9 protein-coding genes are annotated in these 13,421 nt (G+C 32.0%); 4 read left to right on the plus strand and 5 right to left on the minus strand.

Features of this window, described 5'->3' with window-relative positions:
• Position 1: 1 nt before the first annotated feature.
• From OS191_RS06830 to OS191_RS06845, 4 genes are read right to left on the minus strand one after another with little or no spacing between them, the layout of a single operon-like run.
• Positions 2-691, minus strand: a complete 690-nt coding sequence (locus OS191_RS06830; RefSeq protein WP_267154976.1) for a cell division ATP-binding protein FtsE — start codon at positions 689-691, stop codon at positions 2-4.
• Positions 669-2,015 (minus strand): hypothetical protein, encoded by a 1,347-nt coding sequence (locus OS191_RS06835; RefSeq protein ID WP_267154977.1) that lies wholly within the window; start codon positions 2,013-2,015, stop codon positions 669-671. The genes OS191_RS06830 and OS191_RS06835 overlap by 23 nt, the downstream gene beginning before the upstream one ends.
• A gap of 2 nt (positions 2,016-2,017) precedes the next feature.
• Complete coding sequence (locus tag OS191_RS06840) at positions 2,018-2,746, minus strand: glycosyltransferase (protein WP_267154978.1); 729 nt, start codon at positions 2,744-2,746, stop codon at positions 2,018-2,020.
• Positions 2,728-3,516 carry a methyltransferase domain-containing protein gene (locus OS191_RS06845; protein WP_267154979.1) on the minus strand — a complete coding sequence of 263 codons (789 nt, stop codon included), beginning with the start codon at positions 3,514-3,516 and terminating at the stop codon, positions 2,728-2,730. Before OS191_RS06845 ends, OS191_RS06840 begins: the two co-directional genes overlap by 19 nt.
• Before the next feature lie 139 nt (positions 3,517-3,655).
• Here OS191_RS06845 and OS191_RS06850 point away from each other — a divergent pair, with 139 nt between their 5' ends.
• Together OS191_RS06850 and OS191_RS06855 are read left to right on the plus strand one after the other, a co-directional pair.
• On the plus strand, positions 3,656-6,685 hold the full coding sequence (locus OS191_RS06850) for a tetratricopeptide repeat protein (RefSeq protein WP_267154980.1): 3,030 nt from the start codon (positions 3,656-3,658) through the stop codon (positions 6,683-6,685).
• 64 nt (positions 6,686-6,749) lie between these two features.
• Positions 6,750-8,483: a TonB-dependent receptor gene (locus OS191_RS06855; protein WP_267154981.1), complete on the plus strand. Its 1,734-nt coding sequence runs from the start codon at positions 6,750-6,752 to the stop codon at positions 8,481-8,483.
• A 277-nt stretch (positions 8,484-8,760) separates the two neighbouring features.
• Here the strand turns inward: OS191_RS06855 and OS191_RS06860 are convergent, their stop codons facing one another.
• A complete protein-coding gene (locus OS191_RS06860; protein ID WP_267154982.1) occupies positions 8,761-9,126 on the minus strand; it encodes an endonuclease domain-containing protein in 366 nt (121 codons plus the stop codon).
• A gap of 193 nt (positions 9,127-9,319) precedes the next feature.
• Here OS191_RS06860 and OS191_RS06865 point away from each other — a divergent pair, with 193 nt between their 5' ends.
• Both OS191_RS06865 and OS191_RS06870 read left to right on the plus strand, forming a co-directional pair.
• Positions 9,320-11,662 carry a T9SS type A sorting domain-containing protein gene (locus OS191_RS06865; protein WP_267154983.1) on the plus strand — a complete coding sequence of 781 codons (2,343 nt, stop codon included), beginning with the start codon at positions 9,320-9,322 and terminating at the stop codon, positions 11,660-11,662.
• A 129-nt stretch (positions 11,663-11,791) separates the two neighbouring features.
• Entirely contained in the window at positions 11,792-13,414 is a 1,623-nt protein-coding gene (locus OS191_RS06870; RefSeq protein WP_267154984.1) for an amidohydrolase, read from the plus strand.
• The last annotated feature ends 7 nt before the right edge of the window (positions 13,415-13,421 follow it).

Below are 13,421 nucleotides of genomic sequence, written 5' to 3' on the forward strand. Positions count from 1 at the left end.
ACTAAGTAGTTGTTTTATTGCGTTGCACCACTTCAAAAACTTGGTTTTCGTCGCATTTAAGAGTTTTACTAGGGTATTTTAGTAATAAAGCATAATCGTGTGTTGCCATTAAAATGGTATTTCCATTTTTATTAATTTCCTGTAAAACTTCCATAACTTCAATACTAGTTTGAGGATCTAAGTTCCCTGTTGGCTCATCGGCTAGAATGAGTTCAGGATCGTTTAACAACGCTCTAGCAATAGCCACACGTTGTTGTTCTCCACCAGAAAGTTCATGAGGATATTTAAATCCTTTAGTTTTCATATCAACTTTACTTAATACTTCCTCTACACGTGAATTCATGTCGCTTTTATTTTTCCAGCCAGTAGCTTTTAAAACAAATAACAGATTTTCGTTGATAGTTCTATCCGTAAGTAATTTGAAATCTTGAAAAACAACGCCTAATTTTCGCCTTAAAAAAGGAATGTCTTTTTCCTTCAGCGTTCTTAAATTAAAATCTACAATGCAGCCTTCACCTTTAGTTAAAGGTAAATCGCCATAAAGAGTTTTCATAAAACTACTTTTTCCAGTTCCAGTTTTTCCTATTAAATAAACAAATTCGCCTTTGTTTATTTCAATATTAATGTCTGATAGCACCAAGTTTTCACCTTGAAATATAGAAGCATCTTTAAGATAAAGTACGTTTTGCATAGTTGTTTTTTAGGGTCATTATATTTACAATCACAAAGTAAACAATTAAAGGGAAAAAGGGAAAGGAAAATCTAGAATTTGAACCATAAACTACTAAAGCTTGAGCCAAAGCTCCAGAAAGGACAATGGCAACTATCAATAAATCTAAGTCGAACATTTTACCTTTGGATATAAAAAACTGAAGTAATTTTTTTATAGAAAATAAAAGAAAAAATATATTTATTAAAATGAGTAAATAACTTTGTATATAATTCCATAAACCTATACAGGCCTTACTAACATAGATGTCTTGAAATTTTTCAACATTCCATAAAATAGATGTGGTAAACCAAAAATCATTAAAAGACACTAAGACTTGTTTCGCGTATAAAATTGGATGAGATTTTATTAATTCCTTAGAAATGTTTCCAAGCTCATTTATGAGTTCCTGTCTGCTTAATCCCGTTTTCTCAATGAGTTCATCATGAGCATACCAGGCAGTCATAGGATATTCTTTTTCTGGTAAATTTTTTTCTATATAATTTCTGTGCTTTACAAAAACATCCCTTATTAATTGGTGTTTATCTGCTGCTTTATCAAAAAAAGGTGTAGCTACCTGGGCTAGATTTATTCCTATGTAATAAGAACTAGTAAATTGACCGATATTTTTTTCGTTTAAGGAACACCAGGCGTAAAAGGTAAGTAGAGGCAAAAAAGAAATAATAATAGTGTTTAGCAGTACTGTTTTTATTTTTTTGTTAAAATTTTTCACCATATAAAAAAGTGAAAAACCAATAGGAACATAAATAAACATGGGCCTTACAAGATATAAGCAACTTAAAATAACAGATAAAATAAGATAGTGCTTTAAAGGTTTTTGAGCTTCTAAAAGTCTGAATTTTTGTATATACCAGAACGACAACAATAGAAAAAATAAGGTGAGGGTTTCTGTTAAAATGGCAAATTCATAAAACACAACATGTAAAAAAGAGGTTGTAATAATACCTATCCAGAAAGCTGTGAGTACATTTTGTGTTTTTGTTTTACTAAAATCAAAAATCAAAATTAAACTTAAAAGACCTAATAGGTTTTGAATAAAGGCAGTTAAATAAATGTTGCCTCCAACCAATGCTATTAAAAACGGAAGCCCTGGAGTTCGTTCTCCTGTGTAGTTTACTAAACTAAAGTTTAAAAGATAATCTGCTAGATTGGTATAGTCTTCAGAATCAGGGTAGATAGTTACATCATGATAGAAAATAAATACTAATAATCTTAAAAAGATACCATAACAAAGTAAAATGAAAAGCGGGTATTTTACAAGATATGTATGTATTTTATTTAGCATTTTTATTTTTGGTATTGAAAATATATTTTCAACAAATCTATTGGAATAAATATAAAATCTGTAAAAGTGATTCTGGTGTTTCCGTTGTCGTGCCATTTTTTCAAGGGAACTTCAAGAATGTATTGTTTGCAAAATTGCGAACCTTTTAACTTGTTGATTCTTAAAAGAAGTTCTATATCAAATAGCCATTTACTAACAAAAGGTTGTTTAAAAATATCCTTGGCCAGCGATGTTTTTATTATTTTAGCACCACATTGTGTGTCGTAGATTGGTAATTTCAATATTAAAGTATTAACTATAGTTGCAAGTGCTCTACCTAGAATATGGCGTAAAGGATTTCTTTTTATAGACGTATTTAAAGTTTTAATTCTCGAGCCAAGAATAAATTTTGCAGATTCAGAGGTGAAAGTAGATATACGCAGCATTTCATCTAATGAAGTAGATAAATCGGCATCTAAATACCCTAAATACTTATAATTTTCTGCACTTATACTTAAAACAGCATAGCGAATAGCCTCAGCTTTTCCAACATTTTTTTCAAGATTCATCACAGAAACCGTATTAAAGCGTGTTTGTAACTGGTTTAAAAGGTCAAGAGTATTATCAGAGCTTCCATCGTTTACAAAGCACATATCTAGTTCTTGATGTGTATTCAAAAACTGGTTATACGCTTCGATATTAAATCGCAATCCTTCGTTGTAACAAGGAATAATTACACAGATTTTTTGCATACCATATAATTAGATAAACCTATAGGTTTTAAATGAATTTTTTCTAAAAAAAAGCTTATTCTAAAGTCAAATATAAGTATGTTTTTATAGATGCTGGTTACAAATGTTCCACGATGCCATTCTGCTACAGATGTTTTTTTACTTCTGGGACTTATAATCTTTTCTTTTAGCTTAATTAATGTCCTTGGAATTAACAGAGAGATAAAAAAGTAACCTATAGAAATTATCTCTAAACCAGCTTTATTAGCTACCTGTTTTAAAGTGTTGTTTGTATACCGTCTGTAATGGCCTAATATAACATCATGATGACTAAATAAACTTTGAAAGGCTGGAACAGTCAATATAATTTGAGTTTTTTTAGTAACCTTGTCACTATGTGTAATATCCTTTAAGAAATCCAAATCGTTAGCAACATGTTCCATGACATCCAAAGCTAAAACAAAATCGATGTCAGATTTTAAATGAACTAAAGCTGTCTCTAAAGAATTAAATACCTGAATGTTTATATGGCTAAATTTTTTAGAGTAGTATTGTATATGCTCTTCGGTAAATGCTGTATCTACACAATAAAAGGTGCTAGCAGGTATTTTTTTTAATAGATTTTCTGCAACAAATGTGTCTCCAGATCCTATATCTAAAAATACGGGATTTGTGCGTTTAGACGTATGCTTGTTTATCAATTTATATACAAATTCTAGTCGAGCCTGCTCCCATGGGTGTCTAGTGTATTGTTGGTTTTTGATATGTGCAGAGAATTCGCTTAAATCCATTGGTTGATTAAGAGTTTAATAAAAATGTAAAAGTAAATTAAAAATCATTATTTACAAGTCTGTTTATAATTATAACATAATTCTAACGTTATAAAATTAAGATTGAATTATCTTTGATTTTAATTGAAAAAACGCCTCTATGAGTATCCATAAAATTCTAATTTTTTTTATTGCTTTTAGCTTTAATTTAATTGCTTTTAGTCAGGAGTCTGCCATCTATACCAATCACTTGGCAGATTATCAAAAAGCATTGACTTTATACGATAATCAGCAATATGCTGCTGCTCAAGCCTTATTTGCACAAATTAAAAAAACAGCCGAAACTGATGTATTACAATCGGATTGTGCCTTCTATATAGCCAATTGTGCTATACGTTTAAACCAGCTAAATGCCGACCAATTAATGGAAAGCTTTGTAAAAAATTATCCTACAAGTACCAAACGAAATACGGCTTATGTAGATGTGGCAGAATACTACTTTAAAAACGGAAAATATGCTTATGCTAAAAAATGGTACGATAAGGTTGATGAAAACTCTTTGGCTAGAAACGAACGCGAAAAGTTTAATTTTAATAATGGATATGTTGCTTTCTCAACCAAAAACTTTAAAGATGCGAGAAAATATCTAATGCGTATAGAAAATTCACAGAAATATGGGTCACAAGCCAAATATTATATTGGGTTCATGGCTTATGAAACTGACGACTACAACCAAGCCAATCAGTATTTCGATCAGGTTAGTGACAATGAAAAATACAGAGAAAAATTGTCCTACTATCAAGCAGATTTAAATTTTAAATTAGGGAAATTTGAAGAAGCTATCAAATTGGCAAAAGAACAATTGCCAAATAGCGATAGAAATGAAGTGTCTGAACTTAACAAGATTATAGGTGAAAGTAATTTCAACCTTGAAAAATATGCTGAAGCCATTCCATATTTAACCGAATATAAAGGTAAACAAGGCAAATGGAATAATACAGATTACTACCAATTAGGATATGCATATTACAAAGAAAGTAATTTTGAAGGTGCAATTTCGGAGTTCAATAAAATTGTAGATGGAAAAAATGCTGTAGCTCAAAATGCCTATTATCATTTAGGTGAAAGTTATGTGGAATCAGGTAAAAAACAAGAAGCATTAAATGCATTTAGAAATGCATCTCAAATGGATTTCGACTTAAAAATTCAGGAAGACGCTTGGTTAAATTATGCTAAAATTAGTTATGAGATTGGTAATCCATATCAAGCTACACCACAAGTTTTAACCAGTTATTTAACCAAATACCCAAATACCGCCTATAAAGAGGAAATAGAAACACTTTTAATAGACTCATATATTACTTCAAAAAATTATCAGGAAGCTTTACAATTATTAAAAGGAAAAAATAGCTTTGAAAATAAAGTAGCTTATCAAAAAGTGGCATTTTACAGAGGTTTGGAACTTTATAATGAAGCCAAATACCAAGAAGCTTTAGAGATGTTCTCAAATTCCTTGAAAGAACCAAGAGAAGCTAAATTTACAACCAGGGCTACTTTCTGGAAAGCAGAAACAAACTATGTGCTTACAAATTATGGAGATGCTTTAATTGGGTTTAAGCAATTTCAGCAACAAGCAAATGCTTCTGAAACACCAGAAAATAAAAACATTAATTACAATCTGGCTTACACATATTTTAAGCAGAAAAACTATACTCATGCCATCTTAAATTACAAACAGTTTATCTCAAATCAGAAAGATGACCTCATCCGCTTAAACGATGCGTATTTACGTCTTGGAGATGCACATTTTGTTTCAAGTCAGTATGGCGAGGCAATTCAAGCCTATGATGAAGCCATAAAAATCAATAAAATTGATGCAGATTATGCGTTTTTTCAGCAAGCAATAAGCTATGGTTACGAAGGGAAAGCTTCTAAAAAAATAACCGAATTAGAAGCCTTTCTTCAAAAATATCCTAAATCGACCTTGCGTGATGATGCCATGTTCGAACTAGGGAATTCTTACGTTAAAGCCAACGAAGATGTTAAAGCTTTAAAAATATATTCCAGACTTCAGGCTGATTATAGAATGAGCACCTTTGTGCCAAGATCTATGTTGCGTCAAGGTTTGATTCATTATAATAAAAGTGATAACGAACAAGCCTTAAATACTTTTAAAGAAGTTGCCAAAGATTATCCAGGAACACCAGAAGCCAATCAAGCAGTAGCTACTGCGCGATTAATTTATATCGATTTAGGCCGTGTTAACGATTATGCCACTTGGGTAAGAACCTTAGATTATGTAGAAGTTACGGATGCCGATTTGGATAATACCACATACGAATCTGCCGAAAAGAAATACATTGACAATAAAACCGACGATGCTATCAAGCAATTCAATAGTTATTTAAGTCAGTTTCCAAAAGGGTTACACAGCTTGAAAGCCCATTTTTATCTAGCACAATTGTATGATAAAAAAGAATTAAAGGAAAATGCTGCACCACATTATCAATATGTAGCAGATGCTACTCCAAGTGAATTTACAGAGGAATCTTTATCTAAAGTATCGCAAATTTACCTGGAAAAGAAAGATTGGATTCAATCTATTCCAGTATTAAAACGGTTGGAACAAGAAGCGAGTTTTCCACAAAACGTCATTTTTGCGCAATCCAATTTAATGAAAGCCAACTACCAGTTAAATAAATATGATGAAGCAGTTGATTACGCTGAAAAAGTTCTGAATCAAGGGGTCGTTGATGCAAAAATTAAAAGCGATGCTCATTTAATTATTGCAAGATCTGCTATTAAAACCAAAAACGAGGAGCGCGCAAAAACGGCTTATACTGAAGTTGAAAAAACGGCCACAGGAGAAGCTGCTGCAGAAGCTTTGTATTATAATGCCTATTTTAAAAATAAAGCAGGTAATTATGAAGGTTCCAACGAAACTGTTCAGCGTTTAGCTAAAGATTATTCTAGTTATAAATATTTTAGTGCAAAAGGTTTGGTGCTTATGGCAAAGAATTTTTACCAATTGGATGATGCTTTTCAAGCCACTTATATTCTAGAAAGTGTAATAGATAATTTTAAAGAATTTAACGAAGTGGTGACTCAAGCTCAAGAAGAATTGAGTAAAATTAAAACCGAACAAGCTAAAACCAATGCCTCTATTTTACCTGAGGACCATGAGGATTAATTTAATACTCAGTCTCAATTTTTAGTAATCATAAATCGAAAAATCTTCAATAAACATAAAATCTATGCGAAAGCACATTCATAAAATCATCCTTTTACTTCTTAGCTTGCAAGTAAGTATGGCTTGGGCACAAGAAAGAGGTAACGATACCATTAAAACCGATGTTATTCAAGTAGTAAAACCATATACCCCAACCATCTCAGATGCGTTTAAAGTGAAGGAAACACCTGTTTTAGACGACGATGAAACTACAGCTAAAAAAGAGATTGAGTACAATATTTTCTCATTTCCGGTGGCTTCAACCTTTACACCAGCAAAAGGAAAAGCTGCTGTTATAGATAAAGAGAAACCTGCAAAATTTTACGATAATTACGCCTCGCTTGGTTTTGGAAGTTATACCTCTATTTTAGGCGAAGTCTATCTCAATCACGAATTGAGTAAAACCGATAATATTGGTGGTTATTTAAGTCATCATTCTTCACAAGGAGGTATTGATGATGTGTTGCTAGATGATTATTTTTACGACACCAATTTAAACGTCAATTTCTCTAGAAAAGAAAGAGATTTAAGCTGGAATGTAGAAGGTGGTTTCAAGCATCAGATTTTTAACTGGTATGGTTTGCCACAACCTTATTATGATATAACCTCTCCAGAGTCACAATTAGGTGTTAGTCATACCTTTTATGGAGGAAACCTTGGTGGAGACATTTCGTTTCAGGATTCATATATAAAAAAAGCCCATGTTATGTTTAGACATTTTGGAGATGATTATGGTTCTGGAGAGAATAGATTTTCGGCTGATGTTTCAGGAGATATTCCCATTGCAGATATTAATATTTCAACCAAGGTGATGTTCGATTATCTTGGAGGGTCTTTCGATAGATATTATAATGTAAATGCCGAAAACAAATATGGAAACTTCAATATTGGTTTAGCTCCAACGTATCGATACACTCAAGATGATTTAACCTTAGACTTGGGAGTTTCTCTATTTTATTTAAATGATACTCAAGCAAAAGAAAGCAAGTTTTATATCTACCCAAATATCGCAGCCTCCTATCGTTTAGTGGATGAGGTTTTAATAGCCTATGGAGGCATTAAAGGAGGTTTGATTCAAAATACCTACGAGAATTTTGCTAAAGAAAATAAGTTTGTATCTCCAACTTTACTAATCACCCCAACAGATCAGCAATACCATGGTTATGTTGGTTTACGAGGGAAAGTATCTAATAATGTGAGTTATGATATTAAAGGAGCTTATTTTGCTGAAAGTAACAAAGCTTTATATAGACACAACGACATAGTTTTTATTAGTCCAGAAAAAAACTACCAGTTTGGTAATTCTTTCTCTGTGGTTTATGATGATGTGTCAACTTTCAATATCGGAGGTGAGCTAAGTGTTGATGTAAACCGAAATTTTAAATTAGGTTTAAAAGCAGATTTCTTTGCCTATAGCACAGATAATGAAAGTGAAGCTTGGAATTTACCAAGTATTACAGGTTCTTTATTTATGGATTACCAAATTGACGAAAATTGGTTTGCTGGAGCAAGTTTATTTTATGTAGGAGAACGTAAAGACCAAGTGTATGAAACTACCTTTCCAGTAATTTCATTCGGTTCACAAACTCTAGATGGATATTTCGATGCCAATGCGCATGTGGGGTATCATATAAACGATAGACTTTCGGTATTTGCCAAAGCTAATAACATTGCCAACCAGAATTACCAGCGTTGGTTGAATTATCCAGTACAAAGTATACAGATTCTAGCTGGAGCTACTTATAAGTTTGATTTTTAATGATGTTGTCATTCAGAATGCCTGTCTGCCGACAGGCAGGAAGTGAAGAATCTCATAAATAGAATGTCATTGCAAGGAGAGTAACGACGTGGCAATCTCATCAAAAAATTCTAAATCATTTAAAAGCGTTCTCTTAAAACACTTAAAAACACCCCTCATGAGCTACGCTCGCTATTTTCGATAAAAGAATTCTTTCATCTCAATAATCCTCAAGGGGACAACTTAGGAGGTTGCAATCAAATTTGGAAAATTATAAGAAGAAAAAAGCAATATAAAACTAATCCAATAATTCTTTAATTTTTTCTTCTATAGCAAGTAGGACATTAAATAAATCTTTTTTAACCTCTTCATTGGTAAATCTAATGAAAGTAACTCCATAAGCCTCTATTTCTCCTTGACGTTTAGCATCTTCTAAAAAGGAATGATCATGAATGGAGCCGTCAATTTCTATAGCCAATCCAAGCTCATGACAATAAAAATCAACGATATAATTTACCATAGGAACTTGCCTATGAAACTGAACGCCTAAAGCTCTTTTTTTAATGCTTTGCCAAAGAATCACTTCTGCAAGCGTGCTGTTTTTTCTAAGCTCTCTAGCTAGGAATTTAAGTTCAGATCTATATGGAATTATCTTATTTGCCATTATTTAAAACTACTTAAATTTTATAACTTCTTCAAATTAAATAGTATGCGAGTTTTAGAATGTCCCCTTGAGGGGACTTTAGGGGTGTCATTTATTTTTTTTCAGCAAAAACATCAAATTTCATTACATCTATTATTATTATTATTATTATTATTATTATTATTATTATTGCGTAACATTAAACCCCAAATTCATGAAACATTTCTACTTACTATTATTAGCTTTTTTAGTTATTACTTTTTCACAAGCCCAAAATGTATTTATTCCAGATACCGATTTTAAAAATGCATTAGTGAACACTTTGTGTGTGGATAATGATGGTGACGGGATGTATGAGTCTAATGTAGATACTAATAATGATGGCGAAATTCAAGTGTTTGAAGCTGAAGCAGTTTTATCACTTAAAGTTTCTGGACAAAGTATTTTTTCTTTACAAGGGATAGAAAACTTTATTAATTTGCAAGAACTTAGGTGTAATAATAATATGCTCACAAGTTTGAATGTCGGTGGAATAACAAACCTTGAAAGATTATATTGCTATAATAATTATTTAGGAAACTTAAATGTATATGGCTTGAATAACCTTAGAATTCTTGAATGCTATAATAATGAATTAACCACATTAGATGTAACTTCTCTAAGCGATCTTCATACATTAGAATGCTATAATAATGAATTAACCTCTTTAAATGTAAGTGGTTTAACAAATTTATACTATCTATATTGTTCTGATAATGAATTAACTACATTAGAATTGGATGGATTAACAAATCTCTCACAATTGATTTGTTCAAATAATGAATTAACTGAACTAGGTTTAAGTGATTCACAGAATATTCAAGAATTGTGGTGTTTTAATAATTTACTTACTGAATTGGATTTAAGTGGGTTGTATAATCTTGATGATTTAGTTTGTAGTAACAATCAAATAACAACTTTGGATTTGAGTGGATCAATTTTATCTACCAGAATATGGTGTACCAACAATCAATTAACCTCATTGTCTATTAAAAATGGAAGCCAAATTTATGATTCAACCATGTTAGAATTTGGAGGTAATCCAAATTTAGATTATATCTGTGTAGATGATTTTGAATTAAATAATATACAATCTAAAGTAAACTCGTATGGTTATACAAACTGCGTCGTAAATAGCTATTGCAGTTTTGCTCCAGGAGGAGATTTTTACACCATTCAAGGAGAAAATAAGTTAGATGTAGATGCTAATGGCTGTAATACAAACGATCCAATTTTTCCAAATTTAAAATTTAATATTACAGATGGAAGTGTTAGTGGCACTAGTATTTCTAATGAAACTGGAAACTATTCTATTCCAGTGCAAGAGGGTAATCACACCATAACACCAGTTTTAGAGAACCCAACCTATTTTACTATTACTCCTACAAGTCTGGTTGTAGATTTTCCCACAGATGCAAGTCCTTATAACCAAGATTTTTGTTTAGTTCCAAATGGCACATATAACGATTTAGAAATTATCATTTTGCCAATAGATCAAGCTCGACCAGGATTTGATACAGGTTATAAAATAATCTACAAAAATAAAGGGAATACAGAACTTAGTGGTAGTGTTGACTTGGTGTTTCAAGATGAACTTATGGATTTGGTTTTAGCTAATCCTACGGCAGATAATCAAATTCTAAATGAGTTATCATGGAATTTTTCAAACTTGTTACCTTTTGAAAGCCGAGAGATTACATTCACCATGAATTTAAACTCACCTACAGATACTCCACCATTAAATGGAGACGATGTTTTAGTGTTTACGGCAACAGCTAATCCAGTTTCTGGAGACGAGATGCCAGACGATAATGAATTTGTTTTAAATCAAACAGTGGTTAACTCTTTCGATCCAAACGATAAAACCTGTTTAGAAGGCGAGATTATTACTCCAGAACAAGTTGGAAAGTTTGTACATTACATGATTCGTTTTGAAAATACAGGAACTGCTGATGCTGTTAATATTGTAGTAAAAGATGACATTGATTTAGCAAAATATGATGTGACTACATTAATTCCACTAAGCGGAAGTCATGACTTTGTGACTAGAATAAAAGAAGATAATGTGGTAGAATTTATTTTTGAAAACATCAATTTACCATTCGATGATGCCAATAATGATGGTTATGTTTTATTCAAAATAAAAACGTTGCCAAGCTTAGTTCTAGGTGACACATTTTCTAACGATGCCGAAATATACTTTGATTACAATGCACCAATAATTACAAATGATGAATTGACAACAGTTGCTGAAAATTTAAGTATTGAAGAATCAGTATTGCAAACAGCTGTAAAAATCTATCCAAATCCAGTTTCAGATGAGTTAACCATTGAAAGTAAAAGTATTTTAGAAACCATTTCAATTTTTGATGTTAATGGTAGACAATTACAAACATTTGTTATTGGTGGAAGCACAAATAAATCGAAAATAAATATAAGTCATTTATCAAAAGGTGTTTATTTTGTTTCTATTAAAACCGAAGCTGGAATGCAAACTTCAAAAATTATAAAAGAATAAAATCTGTCATTCCGAGAGAATTCGAGGAATCTCAACAATAAATTCTAAATCATTAATAAAAGCGTTCAATTTTGAACGCTTTTATTATTTTTACACATCGTTATATAAAAGAAAATTAATATATACAATATGAAAAAACTTCTATCTATTTTCGTTTTAGTCTCCATTCTTTCTTGTAGTAAAGACAAGGAACACGTAGATTCTATTGTTATAAATGCCAACGCTTATACGGTTAATTCAAATTTTGATAAAGCTGAAGCCTTCGCTATAAAAAACGGTAAGTTTTATAAAATAGGAACATCTAAAGAACTTCAAGAGACTTTTGAAGCAGATACCATTATTGATGCAAAAGGACAAACGGTTTTTCCAGGGTTTATAGATGCACATTGTCATTTTTATGGTTTAGGAACAAATCTTCAGAAAGTAGATTTAAGAGGAACAACGAGTTTTGATGAGGTCATGAAACGTGTGTTGGATTACCAAAATGAAAAGAAAACAGATTTCATTATCGGACGTGGGTGGGATCAAAACGATTGGGAAGACAAAAACTTTCCTAATAAAAAATTACTGGATGCTCTATTTCCAGATACTCCGGTGGCTTTAACCAGAATTGATGGGCATGCTTTGTTGTGTAATCAAGCGGCTTTAGATTTGGCGAAAATCACAAATAAAACTAAAATCGATGGAGGGGAAGTCGTTCTTGAAAATGGTGAGTTAACTGGGGTTTTAATCGATAATCCTATGAGATTGGTATATGATGTTTTTCCTAAACCAGATAGAGAATTTCAAATCAACGCCTTATTAGATGCACAAGACATCTGTACAGAATTGGGTTTAACAACGGTTTCAGATGCTGGATTAGATAGAAACGTTATCGAGTTAATTGATAGTTTGCAGCAAACGGGTGACTTACAAATGCGCGTGTATGCCATGGTAGAAAATTCCAAAGACAATTTGGATTACTATTTACCAAAAGGAAAAATAAAAACAGACAGATTAAATGTACAGTCTGTAAAAGTCTATGCAGATGGGGCTTTAGGGTCTCGTGGTGCGGCTTTAAAAGCACCTTATTCGGATAAGGAGAATCATTTTGGTGCTATGATTATCGGACTTGACGAGTTTGAAAGTCTGGCTAAGAGATTAGAAGCAGCCAGTTTTCAAATGAATACGCATGCTATTGGAGATTCTGCCAATAGCTTTGTTCTAAAAACTTATGATAAAATCTTACAAGCAAAAAAAGACAGACGTTGGAGAGTAGAACATGCACAAATAATTACGGATAACGATTTTGAAATCTTTAAAAACGAAAATATCATTCCATCTGTGCAGCCTACTCACGCTACAAGCGATATGTACTGGGCTGAAGATAGGTTAGGAGCCGAACGTATAAAAGGAGCTTATGCCTTTAAAACCCTACTAAATGCAAGTGGGAAAGTGGCTCTTGGAACCGATTTTCCTATAGAACATGTCAGTCCGATGTTAACTTTTTACGCATCGGTTTCCAGACAAGATGTAGACGGATATCCTGAAGGTGGTTTTAATGTAGAAGATGGTTTATCTAGGGAAGAAACCCTGAAAGGCATGACTATTTGGGCTGCTTATGCTAATTTTGAAGAAGATGAAAAAGGGAGTATCGAAGTTGGAAAGTTTGCGGATTTTATTATTCTTGATCATGATTTAATGATCACAGATTTAAAAAACATTCCAAATACTAAAGTGGAACAGACGTATATAGGTGGCGTGAAACAGTAAGTCTCAG

Source organism: Xanthomarina sp. F2636L, assembly GCF_026410195.1.
Taxonomy (GTDB): domain Bacteria; phylum Bacteroidota; class Bacteroidia; order Flavobacteriales; family Flavobacteriaceae; genus Xanthomarina.

Excerpts from the sequence above, each read along its gene's own strand:
- OS191_RS06830 (WP_267154976.1), bottom strand. The coding sequence starts at position 691 with ATGCAAAACGTACTTTATCTTAAAGATGCTTCTATATTTCAAGGTGAA.
- OS191_RS06835 (WP_267154977.1), bottom strand. The coding sequence starts at position 2,015 with ATGCTAAATAAAATACATACATATCTTGTAAAATACCCGCTTTTCATT.
- OS191_RS06840 (WP_267154978.1), bottom strand. The coding sequence starts at position 2,746 with ATGCAAAAAATCTGTGTAATTATTCCTTGTTACAACGAAGGATTGCGA.
- OS191_RS06845 (WP_267154979.1), bottom strand. The coding sequence starts at position 3,516 with ATGGATTTAAGCGAATTCTCTGCACATATCAAAAACCAACAATACACT.
- OS191_RS06850 (WP_267154980.1), top strand. The coding sequence starts at position 3,656 with ATGAGTATCCATAAAATTCTAATTTTTTTTATTGCTTTTAGCTTTAAT.
- OS191_RS06855 (WP_267154981.1), top strand. The coding sequence starts at position 6,750 with ATGCGAAAGCACATTCATAAAATCATCCTTTTACTTCTTAGCTTGCAA.
- OS191_RS06860 (WP_267154982.1), bottom strand. The coding sequence starts at position 9,126 with ATGGCAAATAAGATAATTCCATATAGATCTGAACTTAAATTCCTAGCT.
- OS191_RS06865 (WP_267154983.1), top strand. The coding sequence starts at position 9,320 with ATGAAACATTTCTACTTACTATTATTAGCTTTTTTAGTTATTACTTTT.
- OS191_RS06870 (WP_267154984.1), top strand. The coding sequence starts at position 11,792 with ATGAAAAAACTTCTATCTATTTTCGTTTTAGTCTCCATTCTTTCTTGT.